Source organism: Streptomyces sp. BE20 (assembly GCF_036322525.1).
Lineage (GTDB): Bacteria > Actinomycetota > Actinomycetes > Streptomycetales > Streptomycetaceae > Kitasatospora.
Map to the genome: position 1 here is coordinate 19,160 of NZ_JAQYWW010000947.1, position 17,186 is coordinate 36,345.

Sequence of the window (17,186 nt, forward strand, 5' to 3'; positions counted from 1 at the left end):
GGCGGGGCCGGTGCGCGGCCCTACGTGCGGGACCTGTTCGCGAACACCCACCGGTTGCCCGCCAACGCGTCGTTCTGCTCGGGCAACGGGCCGCGCCCGTGGCGGCGGGTGAAGTCGAAGGGGGTGTGGACCGACGTCGACCAGCCCTTGCCCGTCAGCCGGCCCGCGGAGTCGGGCCGGGGCCCGCCGTCGAACAGGCTGAGCAGGTCGATGCCGATCTGATGCTTCGTCGACGTGTAGATCGGGCTGTCGCGGTAGGCCAGCAGGTCCTTCTCCAGCTTGACCTCGAAGGCCAGGGCGCTACCCCCCGGACTCAACCGGTCCACCGTGTCGATGAGGTACGTCTCGGCCGCGGCGGGCAGGTAGAACAGCAGCCCCTCGGCGAGCCAGACGCTCGGCGCCGACGCGTCGAAGCCGGCCCCGGTCAGGGCGCCGACCCAGTCGGCGCGCAGGTCCGTCGGGACCGGTACGCGCGCCGCCTTCCGGGTGGTCGCCAGCCCGTCGAGCACGTCGTGCTTGAACGCCAGCACGCCCTCCCTGTCGATCTCGAAGACCACGCAGCCGGGCGGCCAGTCGAGCCGGAACGCCCGGGTGTCGAGCCCCGCCCCGAGCAGGACCACCTGGTGGGCCCCCGCGTGCGCCGACCGGAGGAGGAAGTCGTCGAGGACCTTCGTCCGCAGGCCGAAGTACCGGGCGAAACGCCCCCACAGCGGGTTCGCGTCGCCTTCCGGCACCTCGTGGAGGCGGACGGGCCACGCCGCGGACGCCGGTGCGGCGCGGACGAAGTGCTCCGCGTAGTCGTCGCGGGCGAGGCTGTCGTGCCGGTGGGTCTCGATCGCCCGCGCTGCGGCGACCAGGAGCGCGGTGATGCCGATGCCCCCCTTCACGCCGTCCGTACCTGTGCCCCGACGCGCTGCGTCGACCATGCGTCCTCCCTCGGGCGGGTGTCGAGACCCCTGGGTCGAAGCTCCCCGCGTCTCTCCCACTGTCCGCGCGGCGCCTGCCTCCCGGCCGGGGAGCCCGCCGGATTCACTGGAACGGGTGAATCCTGGGGTATTCCCCTCCGGGCGCGCCCTCGTCGTGGTCGGGTCCACGGGTGCCGGCGGGCATCCGGTGGTCAGTACCGGGGCGGGGCCTCAGCGGTGCGCACCGTGGGCGGGGCTGAGGGCGTCGTTCATGGCCGACAGGACACGGATCGCGGCGTGCATGTCGTCCGGGTCGAGGCGCGGCAGGAACGCCGTGCGGTCCCGGCGCAGGGCCGTGTCGCCGCGTCGGACCAGATCGGTGCCGGCCGGGGTGAGGAGGACGGCGTTCTCCCGGCGGCTGTGCGGGGACGGCCGGACCGCGACCAGTCCGGCGGAGACCGCGTGGTCGATCTGGCGGCTGACGGTGCCCTTGGTCAGGCCGAGCCGGTCGGCCACCTGCTGCTGGTTGAGCGGTCCGGGGTGGGCGTCGATGACGGAGAGCACGAGGAACTGTGCCAGGGAGATGCCCAGCTCCTGCTGGAAGAGCGCCTCGCCGGCACGGTCCATCAGGCCCGCGACCCGGCGGGTGAGATACCAGAGCGTGGCCAGATCGTCCGGCATCGGCTTGTTCATGGGGTCAGGGTAGCCCATTCGTTTGACAGGCGACGGTTCTGACTGCAACCGTTGCTGGCGAAACGGTTTCCTCTTCCTCCGGAGTACCGCATGCGCGTTCTGATGGTCCTCGACCACCCGTACACCTTCGCCTCGGCCGACAACGTTCCGCACCAGCGCAGCTTCACCGCCGCCGTCGCCGCCGCTGCCGTCCGGGGCGCCACCGCGGCGGGGCACGACGTGGACCTGATCGACCTGGCCGCCGACGGGTTCTCGCCGGTGATGACCCGGCAGGACCTCGTCGCGTGGCGGCAGGGCGCCGCGACAGACCCGCAGGTGCGCGACTACCAGGACCGCCTGCTGGCCGCCGACCACCTGGTGTTCGCGTTCCCGGTGTGGTGGGAGGCGATGCCCGCGGCCACCAAGGGGTTCCTCGACCGGGTGCTCACCAAGGGCGTGGTGTTCGCCGAACGGCCCGAGGCCAAGGGCAGCCCGTTCCGCAACCTGCTGCCGCGGCTGCAGGGGGTCACGGTCCTGTCCGTCATGACCACCCCGGACAGGGCCTACCGCTGGTGGTACCGCGACCCGTTGACCAAGATCCTCTTCAAGGGGACCTTCGGCAAGATCGGCGTCAAGGGCCTGCGGTGGGTCAACTTCGACCGCGTCACCCGGCGGACCCCGGAGGAGCGCCGGCAGATGCTCCTCGACACCGAGAAGCGGTTCGCCGCCCTCGCCCCGACCCGCGGCTCCGCGGACCCCGGAACGCACGGCCGGGAGGCCGCGCCCCCCGGCCGCTGAACGGGCCGGCGGGGCCGGGGGCGCGACGCTCCGTGCGGGCCGGCCCCGGCGCCCGGCGCGGCGCCCGCCGCCGATGCGGGCGAGGGCCCGGAAGCCGTCGGCGGCAGGGTCGACCGGTCGGCTCAGAACAGGGGCAGGCGGCGCAGGAAGACGTCCTGGTGCTGGTTGGTGTCCCCGGGTATCAGGGGGGTGTCGGCGGACGCGATCATCACCGACGTACCGAGCGCGTCGATGGACGGTCCGTCCGACTCGACCGCCGACTCGGAGCCGTCGGCGGACGGCGCGACCCGCTCGACCCGGCCCGTCCACAGGTCACGGCGGAAGACGTCGCCGACGCCGTTGGTGTCGCCGGGCACCAGGTTGGCGGCCGCCGAGGCGAAGTAGACCCGGCGGCTGTCGGCGGTCATCACGGGGGAGTGGGACTGGCCGTCCCCGGCGCCGGGCGCGCCGTCGTGGGCCGTGCTGACCAGGGCGGTGGTCTCCGTGAGGAGGTCGCGGACGAAGATCTGCGGATGGGTGTAGCCGGTGACCATGGACGTGTAGGAGCTGAAGAGCGCGTAGCGCCCGTCGGGGCTCAGTCCGCCGTCGAGGGCGCCGTACTTCTTGCCGTCGGGGCCGATGCTGGCGGGGCGGGTTCTGCCGGTCCGCAGGTCGTGGACGTACATCGGGTAGGTCCGGGGCTTGGCGATCTGCGCGCCACCGCCGTCCGCCGGGTCCTCCTCCGGGCCGTCCTCGGGGGCCGGGGCGAGGCTGTCGCGGGAGATGAAGGTGATGCGGGTGCCGTCGGCGCTGAGCGCGGGGTGCCGGGCCGGGCTCCCGGCCTGGGTTCCGTCGTCGGCGACGTTGGCCCGCCGGGCGGTGCCGGTGCGGCGGTCGTGCACGAAGATGTCGGCGACGTGGTTGGTGTCGCCCGGGACCAGATCGCTTCGGCCGGAGGCGAACGCGACGTAGCGGCCGTCCCAGCTGATCACCGGGGTATCGGTGCCGCCGGTCTGGGGCCGGGACGGGTCGCCGGAGGTGATCCGCTCGGTGTGCCCGGCGACCCGGTCGCGGACGTACACGTCGAAGGTGCCGTTGGTGTCGCCGGGCACCAGGTCGGGGGCGTCCGAGGCGAAGGCGACGTAGCGGCCGTCGGCGCTGATCGCCGCCCCCGAGGAGGTGCCGGTCGCCTGGGCGCCGTCGTCGGCGACGCTGACGCGCTCGGTCCGCCCGGTGAGCAGGTCGCGGACGAAGACGTCGGAGTCGCCGTTGGTGTCACCGGCCACCAGGTTGGCCGCGTCGGAGGTGAAGACGGCGTAGCGGCCGGTGGCGGAGAGCGCGCCGAGGTAGGAGTCGCCGTCGGCCTGTGCCCCGCCGGGGGCCTGGCTGATCCGTTCGACGCGCGGTGGTGCGGAGGCGGGGCGAGCCGTGGCGGGCCCTGTGGTGGCTGCCGTGAGAACGGCGGCCACCGCGCACGCGCCGGCGGCGGTGAGGGATCGGGCACGGTGCGGTGCGAACATGAGGTCCTCCCGAACGGGCTTACCCCCGGGCCTCGTTGGCCGGCGGGCCCCCTGAGCCAATAGCCAGGGCGGGTGGGCGGTCAACGCCCCGGTGGACGATTGTCCGTAAAAGAACGTGCCCGTGACGCCTCGTCAGCTCGGGGGTTCGGGTGGACGTGACCGACCCGCACGTCGCACGTCGCACGGCTGCGCCGGGGGCCGGGGGCCCGGGGCCGGTGTGCAGGCTCAGCGCATGTGGGCGCCGCCGTTGATGTCGAAGGTGGCACCGGTGACGTAGCCGCCGTCCTCGCTCACCAGGTAGGCCACGAGGGCCGCCACCTCCGAGGGACGGCCCATCCGGCCGACCGGGATGGTCCGCGCCGCCGCGGCCACCGCCGAGGCGCCGAGCCGCGCCACCGCGGCGGTGTGGACGGCGGCGGGGGCGAGGGCGTTGACGGTCACCCCGTGTGCCGCCAGTTCACGGGCGAAGACCTTGGTCAGCACGAGGACCCCGGCCTTGGCGGCGGCGTAGTGGGGGCCGGCGAGCGTGCCGCCCTGCTGGCCCGCCAGTGAGACGAGGTTGACCACGCGGCCCCATCCGCGCTCGCGCATCGCGGGCGCGCACAGCCTGGTCAGGGCGAGGACGCTGCGCAGGTTGGTCGCCATCACGGCGTCCCACTCCTCCACGGTCACGTCCCACACGGAGCCCGCGGCGGTGCGGGCGGCATTGTTGACCAGGATGTCGGGGGCGTGCCACGTGGTCCGGACCGCGCGCAGTGCGGCTCCCAGCGCGTGCGGGTCGGTCACGTCCGCCCGCACCGCGAGCGCGGTGCGCCCGTGCGGGTCGAGCGCGCCGGAGAGGTCGGTGACGGCGTCACCGTCGAGGTCCAGCAGGGCCACCCGGTGGCCCTGCTCGTGCAGGCGCGCGGCGATCGCTGCGCCGATGCCTCCTCCCGCGCCGGTGACCAGTGCCACCCGTCCGTCGGCCGTCGTCGTCATCGTCTGCTTCTTTCGGGTGATCGTGTGATCGGCTGGTCGGCGGATCAGATGAGCGGGCTGGGTGGCAGCGGGGCGCCGAGGAGGGTGCGGCCGTAGATCTCCTGGGCGCTCTGGACGCCGAGGGCGGCGTGCCGGGAGGCCGTCTCGATGTCGCGCCAGGCCCGTTGCAGGTCGGAGCCGTCCGCGAGGCTGCCCGCGCCGGCGGTGTCCAGCAGCAGGCTCACGGCCTGCCGGGCGCAGCGCATGGCGTGGGCGGCGTCCATGCGCAGCCGGGCCCGATCGGCGAGCTCGGGGCGGTGGCCGGCGCGGGCGTGCGCGTCCATCTCGCCGGCGGCGCGGCGCAGGTGCAGGCGTGCGGTGTCGATCAGGACGGCGGCGTGCGCCACGTTGAGCTGGTGGGCGGGGGATTCGGCGATCAGGTGGTGCAGGGGCGAGGGAGTGCGCCTGCCCCGGGCGGCGGCGCCCAGTACCTTCTCCAGGGTCGCCGCGGCGATCCCGACACCGGTCGCCACGAGTGGCGGGTTGATGGACAGGTGGAAGGTGACCGGAGGTTCGCCGGGATGGCGCCTGCGGTAGGCGCCCTCCGCCAGGGCGGTGAGCGAGAGGGTGCGGGAGGCGGGGACGTCCACCTCCTCGGCGTGGGCGGTGTCGCTGCCGGTGCCGCGCATGCCCGCGATGTGCCACACGTCCTCGACGGTGAGGGCGTGGGTGGGGACCAGGGCCATGCCGCGCTCCGGCTCCCCGTCGGAGCCGTCCCGGGTGAAGCCGAGCAGGGTCCAGGGCGCGTGGTGGATGCCGGAGATCCAGGGCCAGCGGCCGTTCAGCGTCCAGCCCGCGGCCGAGGGGCGCGCCGTTCCGGACGGGTTGGCGGTGCCGCAGACGACGGCGTCGGGGTCGTCCTGCCACAGGGTGGCGCGTTCGGGGTGGTCGAGTTGGGAGGCGAACAGGGCGCCGCCGTAGGCGATACCCACGAACCAGGAGGCGGCCGAGCAGCCGCGGGCCAGTTCCTCGCACACGTCCACCGCGGTCAGGACCCCGGCGCCGTGGCCGTCGAACCGCCGGGGTGTGCCGAGCCGCAGCAGGCCGGCGCGGCGCAGGGCGGTGAGGGAGGTGTCGGTGAGGCGGCGGCGCTCCTCGGTGCGGGGTACCTGGTCGGTGAGGAGCGGGACCAGCGAGCGTGCGGCGGCGACCGGGTCGAGGTCCTTGGGAGCGCCGGGCCGGCGCACGGCGGTGGGGGGTTCGGCGGTGGGGTGCGTGGTGGCGGGATGTGCGGTGGTGGGGCGTGCGGTGTCCACGGATCGTCCCTGCTCTCTCGGTCGTCCCGCGCGGCGGGAGACGGGGGTGCTTCGGCGTCAGTAGGCGACGACGTTGTCCAGTTCCTCACCGGCGGCGAAGCGGTCCAACTGCCGGCGGACGAGGGCTTCGAGGCGGGGCCACATGGCGCGGGTGAACGCGCCGACGTGCGGGGTGACCAGGACTCCGGGCGCCGTGCGCAGCGGATGGCCGGCCGGCAGCGGCTCCGGATCGGTCACGTCGAGCGCGGCCCGCAGCCCGCCGTCGCGCACCCGAGCGAGCAGGGCCGCGGTGTCGACGACCGCTCCCCGGGCCACGTTCACCAGTAGCGAGCCCGCCCGCGCGCGCTCCAGCAGGTCCGCGTCGACCAGGTGGCGGGTCGCGGGCGTCAGTGCGGTCGTCAGCACGATGACGTCCGCGTCCGGGACGAGGCGGGGGAGGTCCTCGGCGCGGTGCACGGGGCCGCGCGGGCCGGTGCGGGCGGTTCGCGCGACGCGGGTCACCGCGCAGCCGAACGGGGCGAGGAGGTCGTCCAGGGCGGTGCCGACCTCGCCGTACCCGACGATGAGCACCGAACGCCCGTACAGGGACGGGGACACCACGGGCTGCCAGGCCCCGGCGTCCTGGGCGCGGGTGAACTCCGGGAGGTGGCGCAGGGAGGCGAGGACGAGCGTCAGGGCCAGCTCGGCGGTGCTGCGGGCGTGGACCTCGCGGGCGTTGCACAGGGTGACGCGGCCCGGGAGCCGGCGAAGTCGCGCCCCGAGGGCGTCGGTGCCGGAGCTGAGGGCCTGGACGGCCCTCAGGCGTGTCATCCGGTGCAGCGGCCTGCCGATGACGCCGATGTCCTGGACGAGGGGCGGTACGTAGAACTCCACGGTGCCCGGGTCCGACGGGAACGGCGAGCGGCCGTCCCAGTGGGCGTAGTCCAGCCGGTCGGGGAGGTCGGTGAGGGTGGTGAACTCGGCGGGCAGCCAGACCTGCCGGGGGTACGGGGGCGCGTGGGCTGGCACGGTGGTCGGCCTTCCGTCCGGGGGATGCCGGTTGGTACCGGTCATCCCACAGGACCGGACAGCCGCGCCGGTTGTGACAGGACGACAGCCGTGGCCGACGACAGCCGTGGCTGTCAGAGGGCGGCGTCGCGCATTCGGGCGCGGGTGACGCCGAGCTTCCGCAGGATGCTGGCGGTGTGGTGCTCGGCCGTGCGGAGCGACAGCGAGAGCGCGCGGGCGATGTCCTGGTTGGTGGCTCCGGTGGCGACGGAATCGGTCGCATTCGGTTCGATCTCCCGCAATTCCCCGGGCTGCGTTCGGCGCCCGTGGGGCCTCCCGCCGGCCGGGCAGGTCGAGGGCGCGCCGCCGTGCAGCCGGGCGCGGGTGGCGCCGAGCTTGGACAGCACCTTGGCGACGTGGCGCTCGGCGGTCCGCGGGGAGAGCGCGAGCGCGCGGGCGATCTACCGGTTGGTGGCGCCGCCCGCCGGCAACCGGGCGACCTCCTGCTCGCGTGGCGAGAGGTCGTTGCCGTAGCTGCGGTGGCCGCGGGCGCCGCAGGTGAGGACAAGCCTCAGCTGCGGCGGCGAGTTCCCGGCGAGCAGCGCCAGGAACGCCCGGGTGTCGTCGTCCGCCGGTGCACGCCCTCGGTGATCAGGACGGCGGGGCCGAGGGGGCACGGCATCTCGCGGACCGCCCGCATCAGTTACCGGCGCGGGGTGCCGACGGCGGACGGCCGCCGTGGTGACAGACGGTCGGCGAGGTCGGGCAGGTGGGAGACGAACGCGGCGGTGACGGGGCCGCAAGCGGTGTCGGGCGGGAGGAGCGGCCACGCCTCCCGCAGAGCCTCCACGAACGGGCCGTAGGGCGAGCGGCTCGCGCAGGGGGGCGCACCGGCCCCTGCGCACCGCGAGGCCCAGGGCCGTCATGCCGGGTACGGCCTCGCGGAGCAGGCGGGACGTGCCGAGGCCGGCCTCGCCCTCGATCAGGACCACGGCGGGGACTGCCGCACGCGCCCGGCTGCCGGCGGGACCGGGCCGCGGTGACGTGCCGCGGGGGCTGCTTGCGGCGCCTGGGCACGGGGCCGGGCACGGGGGAGCCCCGGGCAGGCCGGGGCTCGGGTGGGCGGGCTCGGGCGGACGGGCTGCTGCCCGGCCCCGCCGGACCGGGCAGCGCGCGGCGGTACGGCCGAGGCTCGGCGACCGCACCGCCGGTCACGGGGCGCTGATCAGGCGGGGAGTCCGACGGCGCGTTCGCCGTTGCGGCGTTGCTGGATGACGACGGCGACGACGAGGAGGGCGCCCTGGGCGACGTTCTGCCAGAAGGAGTTGATGCCCTGGACGGTGAGGCCGTTCTCCAGGCAGCCGAGGAGGGCCACGGCTAGGAGGGTGCCGCCGATGCCGCCCTTGCCGCCCTTGAGGGCGGCGCCGCCGAGGGCGGCGGCGGTGATGGCCTTGAGTTCGAGGCCCTCGCTGCCGGAGACGGGTTGGCCGGAGCCGGTGCGGGCGGTGAGGAGGATGCCGGCGACGGCGGCGACGACACCGATGAGGGCGTAGACGGCGATCAGGTACTTGTTGATGTTGATGCCGGCGAGGCGGGCGGCGGTGTCGTTGCCGCCGATGGCGTAGAGGTTGCGGCCGATGTCGGTGTACTTGAGGAGGACGTGGACGGCGACGGCGGTGAGGATGAGGATCCACACCATGACGGGGAGGCCGGCGATCTTGCCGCGGCCGAGGAAGATGAAGATGTCGTTGTTGAGGACGTAGCCCTGGGCGCGGCCGTTGGAGAGGAGTTGGGCGAGGCCCTTGTAGGCGGCGAGGCCGGCGAGGGTGGCGATGGTGGGGTTGACGCGGCCGTAGACGATGATGAGGCCGTTGAGGATGCCGATGAGGATGCCGACGCCGATGGCGGCGGCCATGCCGGTGAGGGCGTTGGAGCCGGCGCTGGTGAAGGCCATGGCGGAGACGACGGAGGCGACGCCGGCCTGGGAGCCGACGGAGATGTCGAGGCCGCCGCAGATGATGACGACGGTCTGGACGACGGCGAGCAGGCCGGTGATGGTGGCGGCTTCGGCGATGACCTGCATGTTGCCCAGGCTGAGGTAGTTGTCGTTCAGCACGCCGAAGAGGGCGAGGACGACGACCAGGGCGCCGATCAGGCTGAGGTTCTGACCGCCGATGGAGGCAAGGATCCGGAGAGAGCCGGACGGGGTGCGACGGGGCCCGGCCTTTCCGGGCGCCTGCGGGGTGGTGGTGGTCATCGGGATACTCCAGAGGAGGGATGGGCGGGGTTGAGGTCGTCGGCCATGGCGAGGTTGAGGATGGCTTCCTCGTTCGCGTCGGCGCGGTCGAGTTCGCCGGTGATGCGGCCGTTCTGCATGACGAGGATGCGGTCGGCGAGGCCGAGGACTTCGGGGAGTTCGGAGGAGATGACGAGGACGGCGACGCCCTCGGCGGCGAGGTCGGCGATGATCTGGTAGATCTCGGCCTTCGCGCCGACGTCGATGCCGCGGGTCGGCTCGTCCAGGATGAGGACCTTGGGTTTGCGGGCGAGCCAGCGGGCGAGGACGACCTTCTGCTGGTTGCCGCCGGAGAGTTTGCGGACCTCGTGCTCGATGGAGGGGGTGCGCACCCGCAGGCGGTCGGTGTATTCCTGGGCGAGTTCGCGTTCGGCGGCGCGTTTGACGAAGCGGAAGCGGTGCAGACGTTCCAGGACGACGGTGGAGGTGTTGTCGCGGATGGAGCGGTGGAGGAACAGGGCCTGGGCCTTGCGTTCCTCGGGCGCCAGGCCCAGTCCCGCGCGGATGACGCCGCCGGGGTTGCCGGAGGGCAGACGCTTGCCGTCCAGGGTGACCGTGCCGGAGTGGATGGGCAGGTCTCCGGCCAGCGCCAGGGCGAGTTCGGAGCGTCCGGCGCCGATGAGTCCGGCCAGGCCGACGACCTCGCCGGCGTGGATCTGCAGGTCGATGTCGCGCACCGCGTCGGTCGTCACCCCGCGCACATCCAACACCAGGCGGTCGGTGGCGACGTGTTCGCGGGAGAACATGGTGGTGAGATCGCGGCCGACCATGAGGCGTACGAGGTCGCCCTCGGTGGTGGTGGCGGCGTCCTGGATGCCGACGAGGGTGCCGTCGCGCAGGACGGCGATGCGGTCGGCGAGTTGGAAGATCTCCTGCATGCGGTGGGAGACGTAGATGACGGCTACGCCCTGGTCGCGCAGGCGGCGGATGAGGGCGAAGAGTGCGTCGACCTCGTGTTCGGAGAGCGAGGAGGTGGGTTCGTCGAAGGCGATGACCTTGGCGTCGCCGGTGAGGGCGCGCAGGATCTCGACGAGTTGGCGCTGGGCGGGGGTGAGCTGGGAGCCGAGGAGGTCGGGGTTGAGGACCTTGTCGAAGCCGAGGCGTTTGAGGTCGTTGGTGATGCGGCGGCGCAGTTCGGCGCGGTCCAGGCGGCGGCCGGTGGTGCGGGGCAGCGAGCCGGCGTAGACGTTCTCGGCGACGGAGACGTGCGGGATGATCTCCGGCTCCTGCGGAATGATCCGGATCCCCGCCCGACGGGCATCGGTCGGCGAGGACAGCGCGAGGGGTCGGCCGTCGAGGACGACATGCCCCTCCGTCGGCTGGTGGTCGCCGGTGAGGATCTTGAGCAGGGTGGACTTGCCGGCGCCGTTCTCGCCCATGAGGGCGGTGATCTGGCCGGCGGGGAAGTCGAGGGTGACGCCGCCGAGGGCCTGGACCGCGCCGAACCGCTTGGTGACCTGGTGGACACCGGCACTGCCGGGGGCCGCAGAGATGGGCGGCGGATCGGCTGGTGTTGGGCGGGGTCGGGTCATGGTGTCGTTCACCTCGAAGACATCAGCAAGGACGGAGGAGAGGAGAGGGGGCACGGCCAGCGGGGGGATGACCGGCCGGGGCTGCTCGGGAGGGGCGACCAGGGTCGCCCGGCCAAGGGCTGGCTGCGGTTCCTGCCGCTGGCCCGACGGGGTGCGCAGTGGTGGCCGCCAGCGGGTGGTGGCCGGGTGGGATCTCGGCGGCCCGCCGTTGGCCCTGTGCGCGGGGAACGGGCTGTGCGTGACGGCGCCTGCTTGCCGTGGAGCGGGTTCGTGGATCTGTGCGGACGTTCGCCTCGGATCTGTCAGTCCGGGGCGGGGAGGTCGAGGTGGGCGCCGCGGCGGTGGCGTATCGCCGTGGGGCTCTGGGCGCGTAGGGCTGCGGCGGTGACGGCCTGGGTTCGGGTGGGTGCCCATTGGACGAAGCTGTGGGTGCCGCAGCAGCCGTCGGGTTTGCGGGTGTGGAGGGTGACCATCCAGCAGGGCGTGGCGTCGGGGCCCGTCCAGTGGTCGAGGGGGCTGATGCGGACCGGCGTGCAGGACGTGGTGCCGGGGTGGGGGTGGCCGGTGGTGGGGCCGGGCGCGTCGGGCACGGGTGCCTCCGGTGGTGCGGGCGGCGCCGGGCCGGGCGCCGGGTGGTGCCTGGGCGGGCCGGAGGTACCGGGTGGCACGTGTCGGCCTCGGGGTGGGGCGCCCCCGCCGGTGTCTCCGGCGGGGGCATTCCCGGGGTGTCCGCGGCCCGTGAGGCCAGGCCGCGGACGGTCCGGGGGTGGTGCGATGCGGTGCGGGGTGTGCTCAGTTGCAGGTGGCGCCGGAGGTCTTGAAGGTGGTGGCGTCGACCATGGTGGTGGGGGCGAAGGCCTCGGCGGGCATGGCCTTGCCGTTCTTGAGGTTGTCGTAGAGGGTCTGGACCGCCAGCGCCCCGACGTCCTTGCCGTTGATGAACAGGGCGGCCCGCATGCCCGACGGCTTGCCGCTGTTCCAGTTCTTGCAGGCGAGGTAGGCGCCGAGGCCGACGCCGATGACGTGGTCGGGCTTGAAGCCGGCGTTCTCCAGCGCGGTGACGCCGCCCTGGACGTTCTCGTCGTTGCAGCCCCACACGACCCAGTTCTTCACGCCCGGGTTGGCGGTCACCGTCGCGGCGATCTTGTCCTGCGCGCCGGTGGGCGTGTTGTCGGTGGCGACGTCGATGTTCTGGACACCCGCGCTCGCGCCCGCAGCGAACGCCGCCTTGGCCGCGTTCACCCGGTCCGTGCAGACCGTGACGTCCTGCTTCCACGCGGAGATGGTCCGCGTCTCGGCGGGGTTCCAGCCCGCCTTCTGGTACTCCTCGGCGGCCCGCTTGCCGACCTCCCCGCCCATCTGGGCGCCGGAGAACCCGATCCGCGGGACCAGGTCGGTCTTGGCGCAGACGGACGGGTCGGGACCGGTCGCACAGATCTGGTCGTCGGAGGTGAGCAGGGCGACCTTGGCGTCCTTGGCCGCCTGGACGACCTGGGGGCCGACTGCGGGGTCGGGGACGACGATGATCAGGCCGTTGGACTTCTGCGCGATCGCGGACTGGACCTCGCTGACGGTCTTGTTCGCGTCGTTGCCCAGGTTGACGACCTTCAGGTCCACGCCGAGTTCGGCGGCCTTGGCCTTGGCGCCGGCCGCCTCGCCGATGAAGTACTCCTGGTCGCCCTGCTTCTGCAGGTAGGTCATCGAGATCTTTCCGCTGACCGGCGCCACCGAGGCGCCCGCACCGGAGGACGAGGTGGACTCCTGACCGGTGGAACACGCGGTACTCACCGCGAGTGTGAGAAGGAGACCGGTGGCGGCCGCGACGCGGCGGCGCGTGCTGGTGGACATGACTGCTCCAGGGGGACGAGCGGGTCTGTGGGGGAAGGAGGCGGCGTGGGGTGCGCGCCTGCCGGCGGGACGGCCCGGGCAAACTGCTGGTGAGGTGACCCGGGCGGCTCCAGGAACGACCGTCTGTGCGGCGCTGCGGATGCCGGGGGTCCGGTCGGGGCTTCGGCCGGCCGAGGTCCTGCCCCGGCGCGGGGAGCCTCGACGACGCGTTGCGTGTACCGAGGTTTTCGAAGGCGTTTCGGAGGCCGGTGATGCTGTTTCCGACCTGTTTCCGGTGTCGTCCTGGGCGCTGATCCTGGGGCTGCGAGATTGCCCGTGTCAAGGCCTTTGCATAATTAATGCGCGGGGGTACCTTCAGCGCATGACAGAGCAGATGTGCCGCCGCTTCGACGGCAAGGTGGCAGTGATCACCGGCGCCGCCGCCGGAATCGGGGCCGCGACCACGCGGCGCCTTGCCGCGGAGGGCGCGGCGGTGGTGATCGTCGATATCGCCGACACCGCAGGTCTGGCGCTGGCCGCCGATATCACGGCGCAGGGCGGGCGGGCGGAGTACCGGCACGGCGACGTGACCTCCGCCGCCATGTGGGACGAACTCGCGGCGCACGTGCGCGAACGTTACGGGCGGCTGGACGTGCTGCACAGCAACGCGTACGCGGTGGTCGTCAAACCCGCCCACGAGCTGACGGAGGCTCAGTGGGACGGCCAGCTCGATGTCACCTTGAAGGCAGCGTGGCTCGGGGTCCGCGCCTTCGCCGAGACGCTGCGCGACAGCGGCGGCTCGGTGGTGCTCACGTCGTCCGTCCACGCGCTGGTGGGGCTTCCCGGCCATCCCGCCTACGCCGCCGCCAAGGGCGCACTGTGCTCCCTAGGCCGCCAACTGGCCGTCGAGTACGGGCCGCGGGTGCGGGTCAACACCGTCGTGCCGGGGCCGATCATGACGGCGGCGTGGGACCGCGTGGACCTGGCGGGCCGGGCCGACAGCGTGGCCGAGACGGTCGCCAAGCGGTTCGGCACCCCCGAGGAGGTGGCGGCCGCGGTCGCCTTCCTCGCCGCGCCCGACGCCTCCTACGTCACCGGCACCACTCTCGTCGTAGACGGGGGCTGGTCGATCGTCAAGGCCTCCTCATGACCCAGACCACGACGAGCCTTCCGGGCCGTCCCGCACACCCGAACAGCCAAGCCGAGAAGAGCCCCGCATGAACCCGCCGACCCGCAACCTGCACCAACAGATCATCGACATCATCGGCGGGCGGATCGTCAGCGGCACCCACGCACCCGGCTCACTCCTGCACCCGGACCAGCTGGAGCAGGAGATCGGGGTCAGCAAGACGGTCCTGCGCGAGGCGTTGCGGGTCCTGGCGTCCAAGGGCCTCATCGAATCACGGCAGAAGCGCGGCACCTTCGTTCGGCCCCGCGCGGACTGGAACCTCCTGGACGCCGACCTGCTGCGCTGGCAGGGCACCGGTGTCCCCGACAAGGGCTTCCTGGCCAACCTGGGCGAGGTCCGCTCGATCATGGAGCCTGCCGCCGCCCGCCTCGCCGCCCAGCGCCGTGAGGAGGCCGACCTCGCCGACCTCGCCGACGCCCTGGAACGGATGGCCGCGGCCGGCGACGACACTCACGCCGCCGTGGAGGCGGACCTCGCGTTCCACCGCGCCCTGCTGGCCGCGGCCCACAACGAGCTACTGACCCGCATGGAAGTGGTGATCGAGGCCGGTCTGCGGGTTCGCGACCACCTTGTCCACAGCGCTGAGCACTGGGCCGACCCCGTGCCCGCCCACCGTGCCGTGATGGACGCCGTCCGCGCCCGCGACCCGCAGGCCGCCGAACACGCCGTACAACACCTGCTCGCGCAGGCCACCGCCGACCTCGACCTGATACACGCACCGGACCAGGGGACATCCGAATGAAGATCATCTCACTGGAGACATTCCCCGTCGCCCCGCGCTGGCTGTTCCTGAAGATCGCCACCGACGAAGGCGTCACCGGTTGGGGCGAACCCGTCGTCGAGGGCCGCGCCGCCACCGTCCGCGCCGCCGTCCACGAACTCGCCGACCACCTCGTCGGCGAGGACCCGCTGCGGATCGAGCACCACTGGCAGGTGCTCACCAAGGGTGGCTTCTACCGTGGCGGCCCGATCCTGTCCAGCGCCGTCGCCGGCATCGACCAGGCCCTGTGGGACATCAAGGGCAAGGCCTACGGCGCCCCCGTCCACCAGCTGCTCGGCGGACCCGTCCGGGACCGGCTGCGGATGTACGCGTGGATCGGCGGCGACAGCCCCGCCCACGTCGCGGAACTCGCCCGCGAACAGGTCGAGGCCGGATTCACCGCCGTCAAGATGAACGGCTCCGCGCAGATGCGGCTCATCGACACGCCCGCCCAGACCAAGGCCGTCGTCGACCGGGTCGCCGCGGTACGCGACGCCATCGGCGACCACCATGACGTCGCCATCGACTTCCACGGCCGGATGTCGACCGCCATGTCCCGCCGCGTCCTGCCTCTGCTGGAACCGCTGCACCCCCTGTTCGTGGAGGAGCCCGTTCTGCCCGAACACGCCCGCGACCTGCGCCGGCTCGTCGACTCCACCACCGTGCCCCTCGCCTGCGGCGAACGGCTCTACTCCCGTGCCGACTTCCGCGACGTCCTGCCCACCGGCATCGCCGTCGCCCAGCCCGACGTCTCGCACGCGGGCGGCATCTCCGAGGTCCGCCGCATCGCCGCCCTCGCCGAGGCCCACGACGTCGCGATGGCCCCCCACTGCCCCCTCGGCCCGATCGCGCTCGCCGCGAGCCTCCAGCTCGGCTTCGCGATACCGAACTTCCTCATCCAGGAACAGAGCCTGGGCATCCACTACAATCGCGGCAACGAACTCCTCGACTACCTGGTCGACACCGAGCCGTTCCGCTTCACCGACGGGTACGCGAAGCTTCCCACCGGCCCCGGCCTGGGCATCGAGATCGACGAGGACGCCGTACGCCGCGCCGCCGAGACCGGGCACCGCTGGCGCAACCCCCTCTGGCACCACGACGACGGATCGTTCGCGGAATGGTGACCCACATCCCCCTCACCGCCACCACTGACCCGGACCACGGCGGACGGTGGACCAGCCTTCGGGGCGGCGGACGCGAATGGCTCTGGCACCGCCGCGCCCCCGCCCGTGACACCGTCCGGCCCGGCGATCCGTTCGTCGACGCCGGCGGCCTGGAGGAATGCGTCCCCACCATCCGCGGCAACCCCGACCACGGCGACGCCTGGTCCCGGCCCTGGCAGCGCGACGCCGACGCCGACGTCCTCGACCACCCCGACTTCGTCCTGCGTCGCAGTCTGCGGCGTAACCCGGCGGGGGCACTGTCCGCCTCCTACCACCTGTCGGCGAATCCCGGGTACCGCTTTCTCTGGGCGGCCCACGCGCTGCTCGACGTGACCCCCGGCGCCCACCTCACCGCGCCCGTGGGAACGGCCACCCGGGTCTTTCCCGAAGCCGCCCACCTGATCGACGAACCCTGGCCCGACGACACCCCCCACCTCACCGGGCACTGGCCCGCACCGCTCGGACTGCCTCTGGACCGGCTCGGCCCCGACGACGGCACCGCCGTGGGCACCATCCTCACCCACTGCGCGGACATCTCCGTCACCGACGGACCGGACACGCTCCGCCTGACCCTGCGCACCGACGCCGACGTCCCCCTGTCCGTGGCTCTGTGGCGCAACCTCCACGGCTACCCCACCGCCGCTCCCTACCGCAGCATCGGCGTCGAACCCATGCTCGGAGCCGTCTTCGACCTCGCGGAGGCGGGACAGGACGACGCCGCCACCGTCCCCGCCGACGGCGAACTGCGCTGGGAACTCGAGATCACCGCCACCCGAACCCCCTCCCCTGTGACGAGAGCGCCCCATGAATCTGACCGAGTTGCCCTTCCGCACCCTCGCCATCGTGCGGGGGCGGGATCGTGACGCCGCCCTGCGGACCGTGCTGACCCTCGCCGAGGAGGGCATCACGGCCGCCGAGGTGTCCCTGACCACCACCGACGCGCTGTGGGTGATCGAACAGGCCCGCCGCGAGCTCGGCCCCGACGCTCTGCTGGGCGCCGGGACGGTCCTGAGCGTCGAGGACGCCGCCCGGGCCGCCGACGCGGGCGCCGCCTTCCTCGTCACCCCCGGCCTCGTCGCAGGCCTGCCCGAACTGCCGGTGCTGATGGGGGCTTTGACACCCGGCGAGGTCATCGCGGCGACCGCTCACGGCGCCCTCGCCGTCAAGCTCTTCCCCGCCCTGTTCGGCGGCCCCGCCTACCTGAACGCGCTACGCGCCCCGTTCCCGGACGTGCCGTTCGTGCCCGTCGGCGGCATCGACGCCACCGCCGCCCTCGCCTACCTCA

General features: G+C 73.2%; 19 protein-coding genes. 6 read left to right on the top strand and 13 right to left on the bottom strand.

Annotation, left to right across the window (positions count from 1 at the left end):
* Nucleotides 1–20: 20 nt before the first annotated feature.
* Nucleotides 21–926 carry a class I SAM-dependent methyltransferase gene (locus PUR61_RS23725; protein WP_329881391.1) on the bottom strand — a complete coding sequence of 302 codons (906 nt, stop codon included), beginning with the start codon at nt 924–926 and terminating at the stop codon, nt 21–23.
* Between the two features lie 210 nt (nt 927–1,136).
* Complete coding sequence (locus PUR61_RS23730) at nt 1,137–1,598, bottom strand: MarR family winged helix-turn-helix transcriptional regulator (protein ID WP_329881392.1); 462 nt, start codon at nt 1,596–1,598, stop codon at nt 1,137–1,139.
* Between the two features lie 90 nt (nt 1,599–1,688).
* Here PUR61_RS23730 and PUR61_RS23735 point away from each other — a divergent pair, with 90 nt between their 5' ends.
* Nucleotides 1,689–2,375 carry an NAD(P)H-dependent oxidoreductase gene (locus PUR61_RS23735; protein WP_329881393.1) on the top strand — a complete coding sequence of 229 codons (687 nt, stop codon included), beginning with the start codon at nt 1,689–1,691 and terminating at the stop codon, nt 2,373–2,375.
* Between the two features lie 122 nt (nt 2,376–2,497).
* Here the strand turns inward: PUR61_RS23735 and PUR61_RS23740 are convergent, their stop codons facing one another.
* From PUR61_RS23740 to PUR61_RS23790, 11 genes are all read right to left on the bottom strand, one after another.
* Nucleotides 2,498–3,874 (bottom strand): TolB family protein, encoded by a 1,377-nt coding sequence (locus PUR61_RS23740; protein WP_329881394.1) that lies wholly within the window; start codon nt 3,872–3,874, stop codon nt 2,498–2,500.
* Between the two features lie 225 nt (nt 3,875–4,099).
* On the bottom strand, nt 4,100–4,852 hold the full coding sequence (locus PUR61_RS23745) for an SDR family NAD(P)-dependent oxidoreductase (RefSeq protein WP_329881395.1): 753 nt from the start codon (nt 4,850–4,852) through the stop codon (nt 4,100–4,102).
* A gap of 44 nt (nt 4,853–4,896) precedes the next feature.
* On the bottom strand, nt 4,897–6,147 hold the full coding sequence (locus PUR61_RS23750; RefSeq protein WP_329881396.1) for an acyl-CoA dehydrogenase family protein: 1,251 nt from the start codon (nt 6,145–6,147) through the stop codon (nt 4,897–4,899).
* A gap of 57 nt (nt 6,148–6,204) precedes the next feature.
* The gene (locus PUR61_RS23755) at nt 6,205–7,155 is read right to left on the bottom strand and encodes a 2-hydroxyacid dehydrogenase (protein ID WP_329881397.1); all 951 of its coding nucleotides are present in this window, start codon (nt 7,153–7,155) and stop codon (nt 6,205–6,207) included.
* Between the two features lie 113 nt (nt 7,156–7,268).
* Nucleotides 7,269–7,541, bottom strand: a complete 273-nt coding sequence (locus PUR61_RS23760) for a LuxR C-terminal-related transcriptional regulator (RefSeq protein WP_329881398.1) — start codon at nt 7,539–7,541, stop codon at nt 7,269–7,271.
* 54 nt (nt 7,542–7,595) lie between these two features.
* The gene (locus tag PUR61_RS23765; RefSeq protein ID WP_329881399.1) at nt 7,596–7,811 is read right to left on the bottom strand and encodes a hypothetical protein; all 216 of its coding nucleotides are present in this window, start codon (nt 7,809–7,811) and stop codon (nt 7,596–7,598) included.
* 26 nt (nt 7,812–7,837) lie between these two features.
* Nucleotides 7,838–7,984, bottom strand: a complete 147-nt coding sequence (locus PUR61_RS23770) for a hypothetical protein (RefSeq protein ID WP_329881400.1) — start codon at nt 7,982–7,984, stop codon at nt 7,838–7,840.
* Nucleotides 7,985–8,359: 375 nt separating this feature from the next.
* Complete coding sequence (locus tag PUR61_RS23775; RefSeq protein ID WP_329881401.1) at nt 8,360–9,391, bottom strand: ABC transporter permease; 1,032 nt, start codon at nt 9,389–9,391, stop codon at nt 8,360–8,362.
* The gene (locus PUR61_RS23780; protein ID WP_329881402.1) at nt 9,388–10,962 is read right to left on the bottom strand and encodes a sugar ABC transporter ATP-binding protein; all 1,575 of its coding nucleotides are present in this window, start codon (nt 10,960–10,962) and stop codon (nt 9,388–9,390) included. Before PUR61_RS23780 ends, PUR61_RS23775 begins: the two co-directional genes overlap by 4 nt.
* A 302-nt stretch (nt 10,963–11,264) precedes the next feature.
* The gene (locus PUR61_RS23785; protein WP_329881403.1) at nt 11,265–11,552 is read right to left on the bottom strand and encodes a hypothetical protein; all 288 of its coding nucleotides are present in this window, start codon (nt 11,550–11,552) and stop codon (nt 11,265–11,267) included.
* Nucleotides 11,553–11,754: 202 nt separating this feature from the next.
* The gene (locus PUR61_RS23790) at nt 11,755–12,810 is read right to left on the bottom strand and encodes a substrate-binding domain-containing protein (RefSeq protein ID WP_329881404.1); all 1,056 of its coding nucleotides are present in this window, start codon (nt 12,808–12,810) and stop codon (nt 11,755–11,757) included.
* Nucleotides 12,811–13,171: 361 nt separating this feature from the next.
* On the opposite strand from PUR61_RS23790, the gene PUR61_RS23795 reads away from it, so the two are divergent.
* The 5 genes from PUR61_RS23795 to PUR61_RS23815 all read left to right on the top strand — a co-directional run.
* Nucleotides 13,172–13,939 carry an SDR family NAD(P)-dependent oxidoreductase gene (locus tag PUR61_RS23795; protein ID WP_329881405.1) on the top strand — a complete coding sequence of 256 codons (768 nt, stop codon included), beginning with the start codon at nt 13,172–13,174 and terminating at the stop codon, nt 13,937–13,939.
* A gap of 67 nt (nt 13,940–14,006) precedes the next feature.
* Complete coding sequence (locus PUR61_RS23800; RefSeq protein ID WP_329881406.1) at nt 14,007–14,720, top strand: FadR/GntR family transcriptional regulator; 714 nt, start codon at nt 14,007–14,009, stop codon at nt 14,718–14,720.
* Nucleotides 14,717–15,862 (top strand): galactonate dehydratase, encoded by a 1,146-nt coding sequence (gene dgoD, locus PUR61_RS23805; protein WP_329881407.1) that lies wholly within the window; start codon nt 14,717–14,719, stop codon nt 15,860–15,862. Before PUR61_RS23800 ends, dgoD begins: the two co-directional genes overlap by 4 nt.
* Nucleotides 15,856–16,764 carry a hypothetical protein gene (locus PUR61_RS23810; RefSeq protein WP_329881408.1) on the top strand — a complete coding sequence of 303 codons (909 nt, stop codon included), beginning with the start codon at nt 15,856–15,858 and terminating at the stop codon, nt 16,762–16,764. Before dgoD ends, PUR61_RS23810 begins: the two co-directional genes overlap by 7 nt.
* Nucleotides 16,706–17,186: bifunctional 4-hydroxy-2-oxoglutarate aldolase/2-dehydro-3-deoxy-phosphogluconate aldolase (locus PUR61_RS23815; RefSeq protein ID WP_329881409.1), on the top strand; the 481-nt coding region annotated here is incomplete at its 3' end. The genes PUR61_RS23810 and PUR61_RS23815, both read left to right, overlap by 59 nt.

Bases quoted from the DNA above. Each gene is read 5' to 3' on its own strand.
- PUR61_RS23790 (WP_329881404.1), bottom strand. From the start codon at position 12,810: ATGTCCACCAGCACGCGCCGCCGCGTCGCGGCCGCCACCGGTCTCCTT.
- PUR61_RS23775 (WP_329881401.1), bottom strand. From the start codon at position 9,391: ATGACCACCACCACCCCGCAGGCGCCCGGAAAGGCCGGGCCCCGTCGC.
- PUR61_RS23800 (WP_329881406.1), top strand. From the start codon at position 14,007: ATGAACCCGCCGACCCGCAACCTGCACCAACAGATCATCGACATCATC.
- PUR61_RS23810 (WP_329881408.1), top strand. From the start codon at position 15,856: ATGGTGACCCACATCCCCCTCACCGCCACCACTGACCCGGACCACGGC.
- PUR61_RS23795 (WP_329881405.1), top strand. From the start codon at position 13,172: ATGACAGAGCAGATGTGCCGCCGCTTCGACGGCAAGGTGGCAGTGATC.
- PUR61_RS23725 (WP_329881391.1), bottom strand. From the start codon at position 926: ATGGTCGACGCAGCGCGTCGGGGCACAGGTACGGACGGCGTGAAGGGG.
- PUR61_RS23730 (WP_329881392.1), bottom strand. From the start codon at position 1,598: ATGAACAAGCCGATGCCGGACGATCTGGCCACGCTCTGGTATCTCACC.
- PUR61_RS23780 (WP_329881402.1), bottom strand. From the start codon at position 10,962: ATGACCCGACCCCGCCCAACACCAGCCGATCCGCCGCCCATCTCTGCG.
- dgoD (WP_329881407.1), top strand. From the start codon at position 14,717: ATGAAGATCATCTCACTGGAGACATTCCCCGTCGCCCCGCGCTGGCTG.
- PUR61_RS23745 (WP_329881395.1), bottom strand. From the start codon at position 4,852: ATGACGACGACGGCCGACGGACGGGTGGCACTGGTCACCGGCGCGGGA.
- PUR61_RS23735 (WP_329881393.1), top strand. From the start codon at position 1,689: ATGCGCGTTCTGATGGTCCTCGACCACCCGTACACCTTCGCCTCGGCC.
- PUR61_RS23740 (WP_329881394.1), bottom strand. From the start codon at position 3,874: ATGTTCGCACCGCACCGTGCCCGATCCCTCACCGCCGCCGGCGCGTGC.